At 68.0% G+C, this 18,249-nt stretch carries 18 protein-coding genes and 2 pseudogenes; 8 read left to right on the forward strand and 12 right to left on the reverse strand.

All coding sequences use genetic code 11. The features are described from left to right. Window positions 1-62: 62 nt before the first annotated feature. Window positions 63-209, reverse strand: coding sequence for a hypothetical protein (locus ACZ55A_RS32205; protein ID WP_468847630.1), 147 nt, complete (start codon window positions 207-209; stop codon window positions 63-65). 399 nt (window positions 210-608) lie between these two features. Between ACZ55A_RS32205 and ACZ55A_RS32210 the strand changes: the two genes are divergently transcribed. Further along, window positions 609-1,634, forward strand: coding sequence for a YaaC family protein (locus ACZ55A_RS32210; RefSeq protein WP_468847632.1), 1,026 nt, complete (start codon window positions 609-611; stop codon window positions 1,632-1,634). Window positions 1,635-1,795: 161 nt separating this feature from the next. On the opposite strand, the gene ACZ55A_RS32215 is transcribed toward ACZ55A_RS32210, so the two are convergent. Together ACZ55A_RS32215 and ACZ55A_RS32220 are read right to left on the reverse strand one after the other, a co-directional pair. Next, window positions 1,796-2,257, reverse strand: coding sequence for a hypothetical protein (locus tag ACZ55A_RS32215; RefSeq protein ID WP_468847635.1), 462 nt, complete (start codon window positions 2,255-2,257; stop codon window positions 1,796-1,798). A 324-nt stretch (window positions 2,258-2,581) separates the two neighbouring features. Next, a complete protein-coding gene (locus tag ACZ55A_RS32220; RefSeq protein ID WP_468847638.1) occupies window positions 2,582-2,908 on the reverse strand; it encodes an SPDY domain-containing protein in 327 nt (108 codons plus the stop codon). A gap of 355 nt (window positions 2,909-3,263) precedes the next feature. On the opposite strand from ACZ55A_RS32220, the pseudogene ACZ55A_RS32225 reads away from it, so the two are divergent. Next, window positions 3,264-3,410 (forward strand): annotated as a pseudogene (locus ACZ55A_RS32225) (peptidase C39 family protein); the annotation flags it as partial. Between the two features lie 117 nt (window positions 3,411-3,527). On the opposite strand, the gene ACZ55A_RS32230 reads toward ACZ55A_RS32225, so the two are convergent. From ACZ55A_RS32230 to ACZ55A_RS32245, 4 genes are all read right to left on the reverse strand, one after another. Then, window positions 3,528-3,941, reverse strand: a complete 414-nt coding sequence (locus ACZ55A_RS32230; protein ID WP_468847640.1) for a hypothetical protein — start codon at window positions 3,939-3,941, stop codon at window positions 3,528-3,530. Between the two features lie 112 nt (window positions 3,942-4,053). After that, complete coding sequence (locus tag ACZ55A_RS32235) at window positions 4,054-4,560, reverse strand: glycine-rich domain-containing protein (protein WP_468847642.1); 507 nt, start codon at window positions 4,558-4,560, stop codon at window positions 4,054-4,056. Between the two features lie 103 nt (window positions 4,561-4,663). Next, a complete protein-coding gene (locus ACZ55A_RS32240; RefSeq protein ID WP_468847644.1) occupies window positions 4,664-5,212 on the reverse strand; it encodes an SRPBCC family protein in 549 nt (182 codons plus the stop codon). A gap of 75 nt (window positions 5,213-5,287) precedes the next feature. Then, the gene (locus ACZ55A_RS32245) at window positions 5,288-5,884 is read right to left on the reverse strand and encodes a TetR/AcrR family transcriptional regulator (RefSeq protein WP_468847647.1); all 597 of its coding nucleotides are present in this window, start codon (window positions 5,882-5,884) and stop codon (window positions 5,288-5,290) included. Between the two features lie 400 nt (window positions 5,885-6,284). Between ACZ55A_RS32245 and ACZ55A_RS32250 the strand changes: the two genes are divergently transcribed. Both ACZ55A_RS32250 and ACZ55A_RS32255 read left to right on the forward strand, forming a co-directional pair. Further along, entirely contained in the window at window positions 6,285-6,662 is a 378-nt protein-coding gene (locus ACZ55A_RS32250; RefSeq protein ID WP_468847649.1) for a DUF6193 family natural product biosynthesis protein, read from the forward strand. 832 nt (window positions 6,663-7,494) lie between these two features. Then, a complete protein-coding gene (locus ACZ55A_RS32255) occupies window positions 7,495-7,707 on the forward strand; it encodes a hypothetical protein (protein WP_398739963.1) in 213 nt (70 codons plus the stop codon). Window positions 7,708-8,026: 319 nt separating this feature from the next. Here ACZ55A_RS32255 and ACZ55A_RS32260 read toward each other — a convergent pair. Together ACZ55A_RS32260 and ACZ55A_RS32265 are read right to left on the reverse strand one after the other, a co-directional pair. Further along, a pseudogene (locus ACZ55A_RS32260) lies at window positions 8,027-8,140 on the reverse strand (NUDIX hydrolase); the annotation flags it as partial. A 126-nt stretch (window positions 8,141-8,266) separates the two neighbouring features. Continuing rightward, window positions 8,267-8,797 carry a protein kinase domain-containing protein gene (locus ACZ55A_RS32265; RefSeq protein ID WP_468847651.1) on the reverse strand — a complete coding sequence of 177 codons (531 nt, stop codon included), beginning with the start codon at window positions 8,795-8,797 and terminating at the stop codon, window positions 8,267-8,269. Window positions 8,798-9,261: 464 nt separating this feature from the next. Here ACZ55A_RS32265 and ACZ55A_RS32270 point away from each other — a divergent pair, with 464 nt between their 5' ends. The 4 genes from ACZ55A_RS32270 to helR all read left to right on the forward strand — a co-directional run bounded on the left by ACZ55A_RS32270 (window position 9,262) and on the right by helR (window position 14,743). Next, window positions 9,262-9,936 carry a protein-L-isoaspartate(D-aspartate) O-methyltransferase gene (locus tag ACZ55A_RS32270; RefSeq protein WP_468847653.1) on the forward strand — a complete coding sequence of 225 codons (675 nt, stop codon included), beginning with the start codon at window positions 9,262-9,264 and terminating at the stop codon, window positions 9,934-9,936. 1 nt (window position 9,937) lies between these two features. Then, complete coding sequence (locus ACZ55A_RS32275; RefSeq protein ID WP_468847655.1) at window positions 9,938-10,627, forward strand: DUF429 domain-containing protein; 690 nt, start codon at window positions 9,938-9,940, stop codon at window positions 10,625-10,627. A gap of 429 nt (window positions 10,628-11,056) precedes the next feature. Then, window positions 11,057-12,274, forward strand: a complete 1,218-nt coding sequence (locus tag ACZ55A_RS32280; RefSeq protein WP_468847658.1) for a glycosyltransferase — start codon at window positions 11,057-11,059, stop codon at window positions 12,272-12,274. Between the two features lie 297 nt (window positions 12,275-12,571). Beyond that, a complete protein-coding gene (gene helR, locus ACZ55A_RS32285) occupies window positions 12,572-14,743 on the forward strand; it encodes an RNA polymerase recycling motor ATPase HelR (protein ID WP_468847661.1) in 2,172 nt (723 codons plus the stop codon). Window positions 14,744-14,990: 247 nt separating this feature from the next. Here the strand turns inward: helR and ACZ55A_RS32290 are convergent, their stop codons facing one another. The 3 genes from ACZ55A_RS32290 to trpS form a co-directional block, all read right to left on the reverse strand. Then, entirely contained in the window at window positions 14,991-15,941 is a 951-nt protein-coding gene (locus ACZ55A_RS32290; protein WP_468847663.1) for an LPXTG cell wall anchor domain-containing protein, read from the reverse strand. 274 nt (window positions 15,942-16,215) lie between these two features. Continuing rightward, entirely contained in the window at window positions 16,216-16,791 is a 576-nt protein-coding gene (locus ACZ55A_RS32295) for a hypothetical protein (RefSeq protein ID WP_468847664.1), read from the reverse strand. 167 nt (window positions 16,792-16,958) lie between these two features. Then, the gene (gene trpS, locus ACZ55A_RS32300; protein ID WP_468847667.1) at window positions 16,959-18,071 is read right to left on the reverse strand and encodes a tryptophan--tRNA ligase; all 1,113 of its coding nucleotides are present in this window, start codon (window positions 18,069-18,071) and stop codon (window positions 16,959-16,961) included. Window positions 18,072-18,249 lie beyond the last annotated feature (178 nt).

Here is an 18,249-nt window from a genome sequence, read left to right on the forward strand (position 1 = left end):
CTTGCGGATCTCGCGTCCGGCAGGACGGATGCGCAGGGCCACGAAGCGTGAGTACATGCGTTTCACCCCGCTGCGGCCGCTGCCGGGCCGGGAGCTTCCGCCCCATAGCCGGCCAGCACCAGGGCCGTGGTGGCCAGTACAGGGTGCGCGCAGCGCATCGCGTGAGCGACGCCGAAGGCGCCCTCGACGGGCACGCTCGGCCCGGTCACTGAACGAGCGGGCGGCCCCGGCTCATCGACGGCTCGCCGCTCACTGGTTCTGTCCGCGAGTCTCGGCAGCAGGTGTTCAGGACTCTGGGAGGCACCCTGCCTGGGCCGGAGTCGATGTTCACGAGAACGGGAGGCACCCCGTCGGCAGTACCCCGGGTGTGAGCATTGAGGTACTGGTTATGGAGGTTCACTTCTGTCCGTTGTACGCCGCGTTGAGGTGGACGCAACCCTCCCCCCGCACACACGCGTTTCGCCACCAGCGAGGCGTGCTCTTCTGATTCGGCCCTCTGCGCTGCGTCTGTCGGCTAGCGTCCCAGCATGGAGATGGGGATAGACCCAGGTGAGGCTTGGGAGCGACTGCGTGCCAGCCGTTCGAGCCGGCCAGGAAGAGCTGGCGAGGTGGCCACACGCACCCGCGCGAGGACGTACTCCACGGCGCTGGAGCAGGCGGAGCAGATGTTTCGCGCTGCTCAGGCTGTTGGTCCGCAGACACGGCCCCTGCTGCTCTTCTACGGTCTCAGCCAGGCGGGCCGGGCTATTGCTGCCGCTGCCGTCAGCCTCGAGGATCAGGCCTGGAATCTGAAGGCGCACGGCATCAAAGCCATTGGGCTGGACAAAGACTTCCCGGATATCACCTTCCGCACCGATCCAGCAGGTACAGCAGGGAGCTTTGTGCGACTGAGTGAACTATTGGCCTCGCCGGTCTGGGTCAACGGCGCCTCGGTAAGGCTCGAAGAACTCTGGAATGCCATCCCGGGTAACGAGAGGTACCCACTGGCCGACCGGGAAAGATTTATGCCACTGCGCGCCGAAAGGGTTTTCCTCAGAGGCCCAGGTCTGCACATCGAAGTTGAAGCAACCGATTCAGTGGCGCACAGCGAAAGCGAAGCAGCGGTAGTTAAATTTTTGTCCTTCTATACCGGTGTCGCCGGGTACGCCGGCTTTGAAAAGGAGGGCGCACGGCTCATACTGCGATGGCTCGAGCCGGAAGTACCCGTGGAGTTGCCCCCATCGCTGACCAAGAAGCCGCTCAATCATTACACAGACGAAATTCTGCGCCAACTTTCGCAGGAGAAACGAAAGGATTTCAGCGACTACATTTCACGCATACTTGAGGCGCCTAAGCTGAGGGATGACCGCATGCGGGCTACATTCAACGCCATCGCTCGCAAGTATGCCCAGCAGCGGTACATTTTCCCGGCGCCCGTTGGATTGCCCACATCGTTGCATCCACTGATGGCGTGGTGGGCAGTGCTATACGCACTTTCCATGCTTGCCCGCTATCAGCCTGCCCAGTGGGCCAAGCACATCAACGTCGACGATAGTCGACGCGCCGTAGCGATCGAAAAGTTCTTAGAGCGGGCCATGGAGCATCTCCCGGTTCTGATCGCCGATGCTATTGACGCGGTCGCGATTTCGGAGTAGGTCTGGCGGTGACAGTCGCGGCGTATCGTGAAATGGTCGCGGATGCATATGCCTGGAAGTCCCGGCAAGAATTATCTTCGAATCCCTCGGCAAGGTTAGCTGTGACGGGCGAGCTTGCACACAGCTCTCGGCGAGTTCCTCCTCGCCGTCAAACCCTTCGCTCAGGGCCACACGGTCCGTCCGTCCCGAACCGTCAGCGGATTGGGCCGGTCCTCTTCGTAGAACCTGATCCAGCCGATGTGGACGGAGCCGTCGAACCGCCTGTGGCGATCACTGGTCTTGGTCGCCAGCCAATCGAGCAGCTCACCGAGCCGGCCGCAGTCGTCCGGGTGGATCTCCTGTCGAGCGGTCAGTGCCCAGCCCTCGTCCCGCCGGGCCAGCACGGAGGTGAGCGCTCCGCCCACCTTCCACGCCGCGCCACGGCTGCCCAGGAGCGGCGCAGGGTGGTCCTCCGTGACGAGTTCGCCGAGGTCGTTCTCCACCACGATCGGAAAACGGGACACGATGCTCAACCGCTCCGGCTCCGGACCCAGCCCGAGATGCCATTGGAGCTCGGCGACCTCCCTCTCGGAGAGTTCGTCGCGCAGGTCCATCGCAACCGAGACTTCGTAGATGTCCGCCATAACGGCACCGTACCGACGGGGTACGACACTCCAGCCGCCGCAAGCACGGCGGCGAGGACGACGGGAGAGTCGACGGCCTCGTGAGGGCCTGAGGGGCCCCAACGTGCCCCAGCCTTTGCTGGGCTGGTGCCATTGAAACGGCGACAGCCGAGCGTCCCCGCGTGGATCGCGAACGGGCTGCCGCAGACCGGCGGGCACTGAGAGGCGTGGGTACCGGCGGGGTGACAGGGGATTCGGGCTCCCCGGCGAATTCGCGCCGGCACCCTGGGCTCGTATCGGGCGACGGGCCTGGGGTCAGCGAGGGCCGCCGTCGTGGCAGCGGTGTCAGCGCTGCCGGCGCGAGGCGGCGGGGAGGACCGGTGTGGTGGGCCCCGCAGCTGCTGCGTGCCGGACGGCTGGGACCTTGCTGGGGAGAGAGGCGTGAGGGCTGCGTGCCAGGGCAGCTGCGGTGCGCGGGGCTGGCCGGGCACGGTGCGGGAGTTGGACGTCCACGAGGAATCGGTGACGGTCGGGGATCTGTTGTGCCTGGCGGACCACCGGGGTGGTGTCGGTGAGTGCGGCGGCCGAGGCGGTGATGAGGTGCTCGGGGGTGTAGCTGCTGAAGTACGCCTGCCAGCTCGGCCCGGAGATCGGGTCGGGGGCGGCGGACATCCGCCACAACGACTTCTAGGTACGGATCGCGGCCGCACCAAATGACTTCATGTGACACAGCACGGACTTACGGCCTGTCATGGTTGATCGGTGAGATGGCCAGCAACCAAACAGCTGGGTGACACATGGCGATCATTGCGCCTGCTAATGCGGTGTGCGGCTTGTTCATCCACGCCCTGGTGCCTGGAGTCAGCACCGATTCAGCACGACGGACCCCAACGGACCGCAAAGGGCGGTAGCGGAAGTCAGCACGAAGTCAGCACGGCCTGGCTTGGGCTCGTTCAGAGTGAACGAGCCCAAGCCGTTGACCTGTATGTTTGTCATCAGCTTCGGCGTCTGCTAATGGCCTGCTTCCCAGTTCGAGAACATCTGGCTCCGCACCAAGCGCATGAACGCCGAGGGCAAGATCGTCAGCGGCTCGGGCGGCGTCTGCTACCTCTACTGGCCCGCCAGACCCACACCGAACCAGCACCGCGTACTGCGGGAGCTGGGGATTCGCTGAGAGTGTGCCCGTTGAAGGTGGCCGCGTGGATGGGGCGTTCGGCGTCGGTGAGGGATCAGGTACGAGGCGGTGTTCGACGCCGGACGTAGAACAAGCTCACGCCGAGCGCCGCCACCGTCAGCACTTGGGTACTCGGTCGGGGGACACCTCGCCGCCGTCGCTCATGATGGAAGTGCTTTTGTCGATATAGCCGGATCCGCCGTCATAGGAGATCTTGTACGTCGCGCCGTAGCCGAATCCGGTCGCATCCACGTCGCCTGGGGTGTAGCACTCGACTGTTACCGGCGTGAGCGTGGTCAGCTCGGCGATCGGGTTCTGGCCCCGGGGATCAGCGTCCGGCCAGACCGAGACCTTGCCGTAGTTTCCGATCTTTCCATCGACGCCGCCGCACCCTGCCAGCACAGCCGTCGCCAAGCCGGCTGCTACCACCGACACCACCATGCGCCGTTTGCGATTCACTCGTGCCCCCGTCCTGTCCGCCCGCGCGGAATCCGTTGCGTAAAACCACTGGGAGTTCGATGCCTTGCCCACGGCACGGCCGCATCTTGTCGTTCAACCCGTGCGTCGGGTTCGGGTGCTGCCGTGGATGGGTTCCGGTAGGGCCGGCCGGTGGCGAGTTCGAGGTCTGAGGTGGAACGACAAGCTAGTCGCCCCCTCCTCCGCCACAGGAAGAGCCGCACGACGAGCCACAGGAAGAGCCACAGGACGGACTGGAACAGCCGCCGCCTGGATGGGGCCGCCGCCTGCACCTCGCCCCCGTCGGGACCAGTGCGCTTGTCGGCACCGTCCACAGTTCCTTGTCCGCGCTGAACCCCGCCTCTTCGATCACGGCCACGGTCCGCAGATGTGCGTCCGGGTCGTGATCGGGGGTGTCCGGCCCGTCGGGGTGGTGGTGTACGAAGTGTCCGAGCCGGGCGCACAGTTCGGCGTACAGCGCCGTGTGCAGAATGAGGGCGTGCCATCCCTCGTCGACCATGCGCGAAGGCCGGATGGACGTCGTCGGGAACTTCGCGGCGGCCACGACGAACTTGAGGGCTTCTTCCACGACGCGCCTGGCCGTAGGCTCGTCCATGCCGGGGTTGTTGTCCATGACGGTTGCGACGACACCCCTGAACGCGTCAGGAGCGAGTAAGTCACGTACTTCGTGCATGTCGTGTCTTCCTTCCTGGTGTGTTTCCTCGGGCGCCCGCTTCGGCCGTTCGACTGCCCACTGCCAGGACTGATCCGGCCGGGGCGAGAGTCGCTTCGCTGGGTCAGCCCACTGGCCGACCACTGCGTTGCGAGCTGTCCGCCGCGCTGGGCAGGGATGACTCCAGATGGTGCTTGAGGCGCTGAAGTGTGGTGCCGATGTTGGTGTGGTTGGCGTCGATGCGGTCAAAGACGCCGGTGATCAAGAGGGCGAGCGGGATGAACCACAGGGGCACCCGCATCCAGGCGGTCTCGGTGACGGTGCAGCCCTCCGCTGTGGGGGCGATGTCGTACTGCCAGCGGGAGATGGGGACTCCGAGCGGCGCCGTCACCTCGTAGGCGAAGCACCGGCTCGGATCGGCATCCGTGATACGGCAGGTGGTGACCCAGCGACGCAGGCCGTTGCGGTTGTGGCCGCGGAAGCGGGCGCCCACCGCCGGTGCGGTGGCTCCGTCCAGCCAGCGGGCACGGTGGGCCTCTTCGGCGAGACGGATCATGACGGGCGGATCGCTGACAACGCGATACGCATCAGCCGGGGTTGTCCTGATGGCCACCGTGCCGGTGGCTGCGGGGTCCGGGAATCGCGGAATGCGCGACAGGCGCAGCACGGGCATCGGAGCCTCCTCGACTGATGTAATCAGTGATTACATCAGCGCGCGGAGGGGCGGTCAATACCCTGCACAGTCCGGTCAGTTGGCGATGCCGAGGCCGAGGGTGTCCAGAACCTGCTCGGTCAGCTGCTCCGCCTGATCCGGCGGCAGATACCCATCAACGATCATCTGTGACAGGCCGTAGACGATCGCCTGACCCGCGAGAGCCACGATCGCGGGATCGCCGGGACGCAGCACACCGGCCTTCTGGTCGGCGACGATGATGTCGGTGAGAGACCGCTCGATGTCGGAGAGACGCTGGTGCAGTTCGGCGGGCCGACTGTCGCTGAACACCCTGGTCTTGATCAGCTCGAAGCGGCGCGGGTGGCGTATCGCGTAACGGACGAAGCCCAGGCCGAAAGCGCGCATCACAGAACCCTCGACGTCTGCGACCATGCCGAGCTGCCACTCCCCGAAGTCGACCAGGATACGGTCGGCGACCGCTGTCAACAGCGCCTGACGGTCGGCGAAATGCCGAAACGGCGCTCCTGGCGACACCCCTGCCCGGCGCGCGACTTCACGTACGGTCACATGCTCCGTCCCGCGCTCGTCCAGGAGCTCGATGGCCGCGGCGGTGAGAGCGGCGGGGAGGTCGCCATGGTGATAACCAGCGCGTTCAGTGGGCTTGCCCTTCATGTACGCAGTGCTACCACACGCGGAAGCGCGACTGACCGGCGCCCTGGAGCCGTCAAACGCTCCGACCTGGCCAGCTGGGCTGCCTACTCCTACTGCCCCTCACATTCGCGCTTCTCTTGCGGCTTGCGCCTCCAGCTGAGGTAGTCCTGCTTCGCCGGGGGAAGGCCGGCAGGCCCGCCAAATTGTTCGTCGGGCTCTCGACCGCGCCCGCGCGTGACCCAGCCACGGGGACCAGCGGCACCACCCCCGCCGGACCGTCTCGTACCCGGCCGCCCGCCCGGCCCACACGGGACGACACGAAACGATTGCCCTCTGGAGCTGAGGCGTGCCCCCGGGGCGGGGCCAAGAGTTATCAGCGTGAGCTGGCCGAAATCTTTCGGTGTCGAGCAGAATGCTGGGCATGACGGAGGACGCGCCCGAGGAAGACATCATCGAAGCCGCATGGCAGAAGCTGCTTACTGCCCATCGCGTGGACGGCCGGTTGCTTCGCGCCGCCTACGCCGAGCCCCGACTACGGCAGCTGTTCCCCTGGGTCGGCATGGGAGAACTGCACTTCAGCCGGTGCACGGAGATGCGTTGGACCTGGGACGTCCCGTTCATCGCCCCGATGATGGGCGGCGGCTTCTTCGTCAGCGGGCCGTCACGGTCCCAGAGCGTCGGCCCCGCCCCGACCGCGGAGGCTGCCATCGCGATGGTGGTCGAACGACTCCCGCCGGGCTGCGGTCGCGCCTTCGTCGGCACGCCGGAGGAACTGGCCGAAAAAGAACAGTCGGAGTAGTCAGGGCGGATGCTGCTAATAGACGTCAAGCCGTAGGAGCAAGGTCGGTTTGCGGGATTCGCTCGGTGCGTGTGCTGAGCGTCTTCGTGTGGAAGAGAGCACCGCTGCGGGGTACCGACGGAGCTCGCTGGTCAGGGCCTACCACCCTGGAGATTGAGACCTGGCGCCCTCGGCGGCTCTTCGCGCTGGCCTTGCGGCCACCCTGGACAGCCCTGACCGGTCGGGCTGGACTCGCTGCTGACCGAGATCACCAAGCTGACCGATGTGCGGAAACTCGGGCTACCCGAGGGGGTTCGCGGACCGTTCGGAGAGGGGGGTGGCCGCGTGGCGAGCGCGGGCGATCAAGATGTACCCCTCGGGCTTCCGCGACACGAGCGAGGACGTGCGACCCACCCTGCTGGCTGCGTTGAGCTTCTCCCGCCAGGCGGAGATCACTGACGCCTTGGTGGAACTGCTGGTAGCCCTGGTCCCACAAGATCAACGCCCGTGCCGAGCGGCGGGTGGAGAAGCGGCTCACGGCGGAACTGAAGAAGGTCCGCGGCAAGGAACTTCGCCCGCAAGAAGCGGCCGAAGTCGGCCCGCCGGCTCCGCGACGAGCAGATCGTGCCCCTGATCGAGCAGGTTCACGCCGAGTCGGGCGGCACATACGGCACCCGCCACCCTGAGCCAACGCAGGCCGTTCAAGATCTGCTACTGGGAGGACGACGGCCAGGACGAGCACGATGCCGACCAGGCACGCGGAGAGAAAGTGGTTCTCGCCGTGCGGCCTGTGCCGAACAGCGGAGGTGGACGGCCGCAACGAACGGATGCAGGCAGGCGCATACTGGGGGCAATGACAAAGCCGAAGCGTTATTTGCCTACCAGCCCCTTCAAGGCCCCGGTCACGCCGCCTCCCAAGCAGTTCGCCTTGGGCGACCGGGTCACACACGACATGTACGGTCTCGGCCGGGTGATCGGCATCGAGGATGGGATCGCGGTGCTTGTGGATTTCGCTCCCGCGCAAGAGCGGATCATGAGGCCGTACGCCAGGATGAATAAGTTGTAGGGCCGCCGTGCCCGGTCATGGCACGACAGATCCGCACCATGTACCTGTAACGAATGGGAGACCTCTCATCGACCTGACCTCGCTGTTCTCCACCCCGGACGGGGCGCCCCGCCGTGCCCCTGGAACGTCGCCGCCTCCGACGACGAACCCGTTCCTGGCTCCGGATTTTGGGGAGAACGAGAATTTCCTGCTCATGGATGCGCAAGCATCCGTTTCGAGCAAGGGCGCGGCACAACGCAATGGAGGCTAGCTCCGACCAGTGACAGTGGCTTCGGCAGCCGGCCACGAGCCGTCTCCGCTTCCGTTTCCGCGTCATTCGTGCTCCGCGCGCCTCACCGGAGACCACGCCGCAGGCCGTGTACGACATCAGCCGGCCGGTCTTCGGGTGCACGCGCTCACCGAGGAGCTTCAACGCCTCGACGGTTGACGAGGTCGAGCAAGCGCGTCCGGCGAGACCGCTCAGTCGGGGCAAGCCGGCGCGGCCCTTCCAAGCGATGGCGTATCAGCAGGGTGCCAGCGCTGGCGAGGCTGTTCTCCGCGGACGACACCGGATCTGGTACTAGCGGCAAGCGGCTTTGTCGCCCTTCACGTTGGCCGGGGCGACGGCCGTGCTTGTGCGCCCGTCGGCTGCCATTTGTGTCATCCACTGACGGAACTGGGCCTGGTCGTGCGGAGAAAGGTGGGGGTATCGGCTGCTGGGTTCGGGAGGGAGTGGCGGGAGGCCAGGGGTGACACCGGTCGCCGCCGCCAGGGTGAGCCTCGGTCCCGCCGCGCAGAGGTTGTCGCCGTCGACGAGCTCCATGACGATCCACGGCGCCTGATCCTCGATGACCACGTCGTGTACGGCGACGATGTGCGGATGCGACCGCAGCCGGGCGGCATTGCGGGCCTCGCGCTCGGCGCGCTGTAGCCGCTGCGTGTGCTCCTCATCGGATGTGGCCGGCGGAAGCCAGACCTCCTTCACCGCCACACCCACATCGAGGGTCTCGTCGCGAGCCTTCCAGACCCGGCCGAAACCCCCGCCTCCCATAACCGACTCCAGTCGGTACCGTCCGCCGATCACACGTCCCGGTTGTGTCTGCGCGGCCACGAACCCCCACTCGTATGCCCCAACGGCTCCAGCAGCTTACCCATCTGAGCCCCGCGAATCTCGCGCCTGGCGCAGCTCGGCCCTGCCCTGTGAACCTGCCAAGAACCCTGGAGCACAGGCGAGTTGGGACCGAGACTTCTGCTCTGGCCAGCCTCCACCGCCAGAGAGGGCGGTAAGCCTGGAGGCACGTCGTGCGGCGCCTCCACCTGCGGATAGTGGTCGACGGGAGGCGGGCCGCTCAGCTCCTCGACCAGCGACCTGCGGCATTCGTTCTGGCACCCAGGTGAGCCCCCAGGATCCGCTGATCGAGTCGGCTGGTCCCCACACGACAGGGCAGATTACGGGAACTGTTCGAGGGCGGTGATCCAGCGCGAGCGGCTGGCTGTGACCTGGTGTTTCGTGAATGCTGGGTAGTGGTGGGAGGGGCTTGTGACCGACGATGGCCTGGAAGGGAGGTGGTCGGGGTGTCTCATACCCGCCGCGATCTGGGGCCCGAGGATCTGGTGAGGGCCGCGCGCGCCTCCGGCGTGAGGGACGAGCGTCTGCTGCGCGCTCTCCGCGCGACCCCGCGCTCGGCCTTCGTCCCGGAGTCACGCCGTGCGTCGGCGTACGCGGACGCGCCGATTCCGATCGGTCATGGCCAGGTGACGACGCAGCCCTCCCTTGTGGCGATGATGGTCGCCGCACTCGGCCTCACAGGGGACGAGCGGGTGCTGGAGATCGGCAGCGGCCACGGCTTCCAGACCGCGCTGCTGGCACGCCTCGCGTCGTACGTCGTCGGCGTCGAGCGGTGGGCGGACATGGCCGAGCAGGCCCGGGCCAACCTCGCCGGCCAGCGCATCGAGAACGTCGAGATCGTCGTCGGCGACGGCACCCTGGGGGTGACCGGCCGGGCTCCGTTCGACGCGATCGTGATCTCCGCCGCCTTTCCGGAGGTGCCGCCGCCGCTGGCCGCACAGTTGCGGGCGGGCGGCCGTCTGGTGCAGCCGATCGGGCCGGGTGGCCAGGAGCGGGTCGAGCTGTACGAGAAAACGGACCAGGGGCTCGTTCGTCGCCGGACCGTCGCACTCGCTTGTTTCGTCCGCCTTTACGGTGCGCACGGCTATCCCGCGACGGCCCCGTTCGAGGACGCCGGCTGACATGGTGAGCGTGCTCGGCATCGACGCGTGTCCGGCCGGATGGCTTGCGGTCGGGCTCCACGACGGCCGTTTCGCGGAGGCACGGGCCGTCACCACCCTGCGCCCCCTCCTGGCCGGAGCCGCGGCCGGCGAAGTCGAGGTCGTGGCCGTGGACATGCCGCTGGGGCTCCTCGACACCGGGTGGCGGCGGGCGGACACGGAGGCGGCGGCCCTGCTGGGACCGCGGAGGGGGAGTGTCTTCCGGGTGCCGCCGCGCGCGGTGTGGCAGGAGGAGGAGTACGACGACGCGCGGAGCCGGTGCCGCGAGCTCACCGGGGCCGGGCTGAGTCGCCAGACCTGGGGGCTCGCCCGCAAACTCCGTGAGGCGAATGCTTGCTTGGCGGAGCCTGGGGGAGACCGGCTCTTCGAAGTGCACCCCGAAGTTTCGTTCCGGGCCCTGGCGGGCGGGACGGCGCTGCTTCCCCGTAAGAAGAGCTGGGCGGGGCAGACGGCACGGCGCTCGCTCCTCGCCGCGGCCGGAATCGTCCTCCCGGACGACCTGGGGGACGCGGGGCGTATGCCGCCGGACGACGTGCTGGACGCGGCCGCTGCCGCGTGGTCGGCCCACCGGATTGCCCGCGGGCGTGCGCGCTCCCTCCCGGATCCGCCCGAGCGCGATGCTGGCGGGCGCCCGGTCGCGATCTGGTACTGATCTGCGGCGTGGATGTGAGCCCGTCCACGACCGTCCACGCATGCGCGGGACCGGTCATTCGCGTCGGCGGCGTTCATTTCGGCGAGCGGGATGCGGTGCAGCCGGTCGAAGAGCCGCGCCTGCTGCCACCGCTCCAGGCGGCGTCAACAGATCGGTTGGTTTGGAGTCGAACTCCCTCTGGGGCAGCAGTAGTTGCCAGTCGAAGGCTGGGGGATCCTCGTGGGCTGCCAGTACCGCTGTACGCGGTGCGCGCCGCCGATTCGCGAGGAGGTGGTCCGTCCACAGAGGACCAGAAAGGTAAAGGCAAGGAGGTTACCCACTCCTTGCCACTCTCAACTTATAGCGCACTGGGGGCCTTGCGGCAAGGCCCCGGTCATGCCGCAGAATCTCCGGCCGAAGCCAGAATCTGCGGAAACGGGGAGTCGCACAGTGCGTGTGTTGTTGTCGACGTATGGGTCGCGCGGGGATGTCCAACCGCTGGTGGGACTCGCGCTGCGGTTGCGGGCCCTCGGCGCGGAGGTGCGGGTGTGCGGGCCGTCGGACGAGGAGTTCGCGAAGTTGCTGGGCGGTGTCGGCGTGCCGCTGGTGCCCTTCGGTCAGTCGGCGCGTGCGCTGACGACCGTGGCGCCGCCGCCGTCGTCGGCGGAACTGCCCAGGCGTGCGGCTGAGTTGATGGCCAGTCAGTTCGACGTGGTCACCGCGGCGGCCGAGGGATGTGATGTGCTGGTGGCGACCGGCGCGATGCCGGCCGCGGCCGGTGCACGGTCGGTGGCCGAGAAGCTGGGCATCCGCTCCGTGTCCGTGACCTTCCAGCAGCTCACCGTGCCGTCGCCGTACCGTCCGCCGCTGGCGTATCCGGGCCGGCCGTTCCCGCCGGAGGTGACTGACAACCGGGTGTTGTGGGACCTGGACGCCCGGAGCATCAATGCGCTGTTCGGTGAGGCGCTCAACACCAACCGGGCGTCGATCGGCCTGCCCCCGGTGGACAACGTCCGCGATTACGTCATCGGCGACCGGCCGTGGCTGGCGACGGACCCGACCCTGGACCCGTGGCAGGAGACGCCGGATCTCGACGTCGTGCAGACCGGCGCGTGGGTCCTGCCGGACGAACGCCCGCTCCCTGACGAGCTGGTGGCGTTCCTGGAGGCCGGCGAACCACCGGTGTATGTGGGCTTCGGCAGCATGCCCATGCGCGAGTCGACGGATGTTGGCCAGGTGGCCGTCGAGGCGGTGCGTGCGCAGGGCCGCCGGGTACTCGTCGGGCGCGGCTGGGCGGACCTGGCCCTGGTCGACGACCGGGACGACTGTTTCGTCGTCGGAGAGGTCAACCAGCAGGCGCTGTTCGGCCGGGTGGCGGCCGTCGTGCACCACGGTGGCGCGGGCACCACGACGACGGCTACCCGGGCCGGCGCGCCTCAGGTGGTGGTGCCCCAGATGGCGGACCAGCCGTACTGGGCCGGCCGGGTGGCCGAGTTGGGCATCGGCGCGGCACACGGCGGTCCGACTCCGACCACCGAGTCCCTGTCGGCCGCGCTCAAAACGGCCCTGGCACCTGAGACCCGCGCACGAGCGGCCGCCGTGGCCGGCACGATCCGCACCGACGGGGCGACGGTCGCCGCGAGGCTGCTGCTCGACGCGAGCAGCTGAGAAGGGCTGTCTGTGCTCGCGTGCACCACGCGGGATCGTCGAGCCAGGACCCAGACCACCAGAAGACCAGAACCCCAGAACCCCAGAAGATCAGAAGACAGACCAGAACCCCAGAGCTCCAGAAGACCAGCACGTCAGAACACGAGAACTTGCAGATCCTGGCGGTCTGAACCGGCAAAGGCCCGGGGCCACATCAGACGGAGCGTTGCCCGTCTTGGCCACCGGGTTCGTCACGCCGGTCCAGACGCCTTGCCGCGCGCAATGGTCGCAAGCGACCCCAGATCGGAGCCAATCGCCGTGAACCCCCTGACCACCAGCGCGTTTGACCTTCCCGACCACCTTTCCCCCAAGGCCGACCCGGCGCTGATCGCCGGCGATGAGCAGCACTTCGCGGCCATCGCGGAGTGCCTTGAGCAGTCGATCGCCGAGCTGTCCGACCGCCTCGATGCCGAGCGCAGGGCGCCCGGCGGCCTGGGGCGGCAGGCGATGGACCGGGACGCGGAGATCCACCGGCTGACCGCTCGTCTGCGCGCACTGCGTCGCTTCGGGTTGGACCTGTGCCTCGGACACATGGTCAGCGCGGACAACCCCGAGCCCGTGTACGTCGGACGACTCGGCCTCACCGACAGCGCGGGGCGCCGGCTGCTGCTCGACTGGCGTTCCCCCGCGGCCGAGCCGTTCTTCGGGGCCACCCACGCCAACCCGATGGGTCTGGCGAGCCGCCGCAGGTACCGCTGGACCGGCGGGCGGGTCAGTGACTACTGGGACGAGGTGTTCACCCCGGACGGGTTCGTCGGGCACGCCGCGCTCGACGACCAGTCCGCCTTCATCGCCAGCCTGGGCAGCAACCGGTCGGCACGGATGCGAGATGTGCTCGGCACCATCCAGGCCGACCAGGACGCCATCATCCGGGCGGGATCCCGCGGTGCTCTCGTCGTCGACGGTGGTCCGGGTACGGGGAAGACCGTCGTCGCTCTGCACCGCTCCGCCTATCTCCTCTACTCCGACCCTCGCCTCGGTCACCGCCGGGCCGGCGGCGTGCTGTTCGTCGGTCCGCACCAGCCCTACCTGGGTTACGTCGCCGATGTCCTCCCCAGCCTCGGAGAGGAGGGCGTGCAGACCTGCACCCTGCGGGACCTCGTCGCCGAGGGCGCCGGAGCAGCGATCGAGACCGACCCGGACGTGGCCCTTCTGAAGGCGTCCGCGGACATGGTGAAGGCGATCGAGCCGGCCGTCGGTATCTACGAGGAGCCACCCACCAAGGGGATGACGGTCTCGACCCACTGGTCCGACATCTGGCTGAGCGCCGACGACTGGGCCGCGGCGTTCGAGGCGGCAGAACCCGGCACTCCGCACAACGAGGCGCGCGACCAGATCCGGGAGGAGCTGCTCACGATCCTGATGGACAAGGACGACAGCGACGCCCCGCCCGCCCTGCTCCGCAGGTCGCTGTTGCAGAACAGAGAGCTGATCAGCACCCTCAACCGCGCGTGGCCGATGCTCGAAGCGGCCGACCTCGTCGGAGACCTGTGGTCGGTACCCGCCTACCTGCGGAAGTGCGCTCCCTGGCTCAGCCTCGACGACGTCCGGAAGTTGCAGCGTGCGGACGCCCAGGCCTGGACGGTGTCCGACCTGCCGCTCCTGGACGCGGCACGGCAGCGGCTCGGCGACCCGGAGGCGGACCGGCGCAAGCGCCGGCACGAGGCCATCATCGCCGCCCAGCGCGAGCGCATGGCGCAGGTCGTCGACAACTTGATCGACGCCGCAGCCCACTCCGGCGCCGACGGTGACGACGGCGAAGGCCTGGTGATGATGCTGCGCGGCCAGGACGCGCAGGTCAGTCTGGTCGACGACTCCGAACTGCCCACCGTCGACCCGGACCTCCTCGCCGGCCCGTTCGCGCACATCGTCGTCGACGAGGCTCAGGAACTGACCGACGCGGAGTGGCAGATGCTGCTGCTCCGGTGCCCGTCCCGCAGTTTCACCATCGTCGGCGACCGCGCCCAGGCCAGGCACGGGTTCACGGAGTCGTGGCAGGAACGGCTCGAGCGCATAGGCCTCGACCGGATCAACCAGGCCTCCCTGAGCATCAACTACCGGACACCGGAAGAGATCATGGCGGAAGCCGAGCCGGTCATCCGGACCGTGCTCCCGGACGCCAATGTGCCGACCTCCATCCGCAGCGGCGGCATCCCCGTCCTCCACGGATCTGCCGCGGATCTGGAATCGATCCTCGACACCTGGCTCGCCGCACATGCCGACGGGACCGCCTGCGTCATCGGCGATCCCACATTCCGGTCGACGTCCCGCGTCCGGTCGCTGACCCCGGAGCTGTCGAAGGGGCTCGAGTTCGACCTGGTCGTCCTCATCGACCCGGAGGAGTTCGGCCAGGGCATCGAAGGAACGGTCGACCGCTATGTCGCGATGACCCGGGCGACCCAGCAACTCGTCATCCTCACGAGCTGCTGACGTCGGACGGACGCGTAGGTCCGCTTCCGGACGCGTAGGCCCGCTTCTGGCCGAGTGGGAGGCGTTCCTGGCCGAGTGGGAGGTGTTCCTGGATTGCCGGCCACACCACGGTGTACGTCGGCTCTGGCAGCAGCACCCCCACCGGACCGGGAACGGCGGCAGCGGAAGCCGGCACGAACTCGGGCCGGGCCCCGGACTGGCCGCCGGGGCCCGGCACACAGGTCCTCAACAGGTCCTCAACAGGTCCTTACGCTGCGGCTCCCGTGCCGTCGCCGGAGCCGGCAGTGGCCTTGCGGCGCCGTACGCTGATGATCGCGCCCGCTCCCACGGCCATCGCCACGCCGCCCACCAGGGCGATCGTCGGCAGCGCGGAGGACGAGCCGGTCGCGGCCAGATGGCCCTCGCCCGAGGTCTCCTTGATGCCGCCCTGCGGCGTGCGGCCGTCCGTGGCGCCACCGCCGGGCTCGGCGCTCTCACCGGGCTTGCCCGGTGTGCCGGGCGTGGTGCCGGGCTTGCCACGCGCCGGAAGGATCTTGAAGTTGTACTGCTCGTGGTTGGAGAGGCCGCAGGAGCCGTCCCGGTTGGAGAACGTCCCCTCCACGATTGCGTAACCGGCTCCGGGCTTCGCCGAATTGATCGCGCGGACGCGCAGCGGAAGCGTGACGGTGCGGTGCGCGGCGACCGGGAATCCGGTGAACTCACTGTCGACCGTGGCGTCTTCGAAGCTCAGCCACTTGCCCGTCACGGGATTGCGGAACTGCGCCTCCAACTCTTCGTATTGACGGTCGACGATCTCGGAGGAGGAGATGTACGGCCGCGGCCGGACCTTCTCCATGGCCTTGTCGGAGGCGTTGGTGACCGTTATGGAGGAATGGCTCCAGCCGGCACCGGCGACGAACTCGGACTGTAGCCCCTTGATCGCCATCCGCAGGTGCTTCGGCGCGATCGCGCATTGCTCGTCCGGGGGAATCTCCTCGGAGGAGGTCCCGCCGGGCGTGGTGCCGGGCTGGGCGCCGGTACCGGTTTCCTTACCGGGCGTGGCGTCGGGAGCGGGCTTGGTGTCGCTACCCGCACCGGGCTTCGTGGACGACGGGGTCGGGGCCTCCGTGGCTAACGCGGCGGCGGGCGCGGCCAGTACGGCGGCGGGCGCGATGACGGCCGCTGCCGCGGCGACGGTCAGGGCTTGGCGGAACTTCATCAAGGAGACCTTCCTGAGCTTCCTGAGATGGGCACCTGAGCTGTCAGGCGCTTGCGCATGCATGACTAATGGCAGGGCGAACGGTTGCCCCGTATGGCCAGTTATGGAAGGAAGATCACAGCGCGCTGCCGACTGATCGGCTCGCGAGACCGGTGTTTCGTCAGTTGCCGCGGCATACCCTCACGCGCTGATCCGCTGCTCGGGATACGAGCTGATCCGCTGCTCGGAGACGTGAGGCAGCCACCGCCAACCAGCTGAGGCCCGACCCGTCGGACTACTCCTTGCCCGGCTGCTTCGCCTCCCGGTCCCGCAGGGTGAAACCACCGTCGACGACCGCCATGTCGGCGGCGGGCGCCATGCACTTGGTCAGCAGGGGCGCGCCCTTGGGCGTTGCACCGGACAGCCCCGCGCGGGCCTCCCCGGTCTTGGGGACGTAGAAGCTCACGCCCATGCGGGTGTGCGGGTCCAGGTGCGTCTGCCACGGGTGGCCGGGGCTGGTGCGGACGAGCCGGCCGGTCACGGTGGCGGTGGGGCCGCCAGTGGTGAGGCAGTCGACCTTGAAGTCGCCCCAGTAGTCACGGCCATCGATGATGTGGGAGATGCGGAAGGTGCCCCAGGAGCGGGTGGGAATGCTGCCCACCGTGTAGGTGGAGTGGGCGTCGACGGTGACCCGCACCTTCTCCTCGGCGACGGGGTAGCTCAGTCGCGCCTTCCCCTTGAGGGCGCTTGCGTGGGTGGCGGCCGGGGTGCCGGGTGCGGCTTCGGGTGCGGGTGCGGCGACAGCGGCGGATGCGGCGACTGCGGAGACGAGGGCGAGAACGGTGGTGGCGCGCAGGGTCTGCTTCAGCATGGTGAGGCTCCAGGTGGGCAGGTGAGGAAGACACGTCGATCGTCCTCAACTGCCCTGTGCCTGGGCGTCCTTCGAAGGGCGCTACCGCATCCGCCTCATGGGCGAGGCGTCCTTCTCAGCGTTCATCCCACGGGAGTGCCGGCGGTCGTCGGTGCAACAGGGCGTCACTAGTGGCTGTTCATGGCGGCACGCACCTCCGCGAGGGTGCTGTCAGCCACGGCTGTGGCACGTTCGTTGCCCTCACGCAGGATGTGCCGGAGGTGGGCGCGGTCCTGCGCGTACTCCCTTCGGCGGGCCCGCATGGGAGTCAGGTACTCGTTGACCGCCTCAGTCACGGTCCTCTTCAGCGCGGCGGCTCCCGCAGCGCCGATGTCGGAGGCCACCTGATCGGGTGTCCGATTCTGGCAGAGGGCCGCCAGGAGGAGGAGAGAGGACACCTCGGGGCGGCCGGCCGGGTCGTAGGTGATGTGGCGCTCGGAGTCGGTCTTCGCCCCCTTGATCAGACGGGCGGTCTCGTCGGCGTCGGAGGCCAGGGTGATGGCATTGCCCCGGCTCTTGCTCATCTTGCCGCCATCCGTGCCGAGCAGGAGAGGCGCGCTCGACAGCAGGGCTTCGGGCTGGGGGAACACGACGGAGCCGGTGCCGTAGCGGTCGTTGAAGCGGCGGGCGATGGTGCGGGTGAGTTCCAGGTGAGGGAGCTGGTCCTTGCCGACCGGGACCAGGTTGGCCTTGCAGAACAGGATGTCGGCGGCCTGATGGGCCGGGTAGGTGAACATCAGGCCGCTGACGGTGGACTGCCGGGAGTGGGTGATCTCGTCCTTGACGGTGGGATTACGTTCGAGCTCGGCGACCGAGACCAGGCTGAGGAAAGGCAGCAGCAGCTGGTTGAGGGCGGGAACGGCGCTGTGCGTGAAGATCGTGCTCCGTGCCGGGTCCACGCCGATGGCGAGGTAGTCCAGGACCAGTTCCTCGACGTGTCCGGTCAGGTTGTCCGCTACGTCGCGGTCCGTCAGGACCTGGTAATCCGCGATGACCACGAACATCTCCACACCGAGATTCTGGAGACGTACACGGTTGTGGAGAGTGCCGAAGTAGTGGCCCAGGTGCAGCCGCCCGGTGGGCCGGTCACCGGTCAGCACCCGGAATTGGCCGGGGTCTTTGAGGATCTGTTCTTCCAGCACCGCACCGCGGGCCCGTGCGGCGGACATCCCGAGCGTGTCGGTGAGGGAAATGGAGGCGAGGGTCTCGGGGCCTACGACGGGCTGGGGCGTGGTGTTCATGAGGTCTCCTGGTGAGTCGAATATCGCCGTCAGGACGACACGACCCCTGATCCAGGGGACACAAAAAAGGGCCGTCCGTCCGAACGGCCCGGTTCATGCATGAGAGGCGGCCGCTCCTACAAGGAGCGCCACAAGCTCAGACACGATGAGAAACGCATGCGCACATCGTACCGGGCAC

It is taken from the genome of Streptomyces sp. NPDC034111 (genome assembly GCF_055575375.1).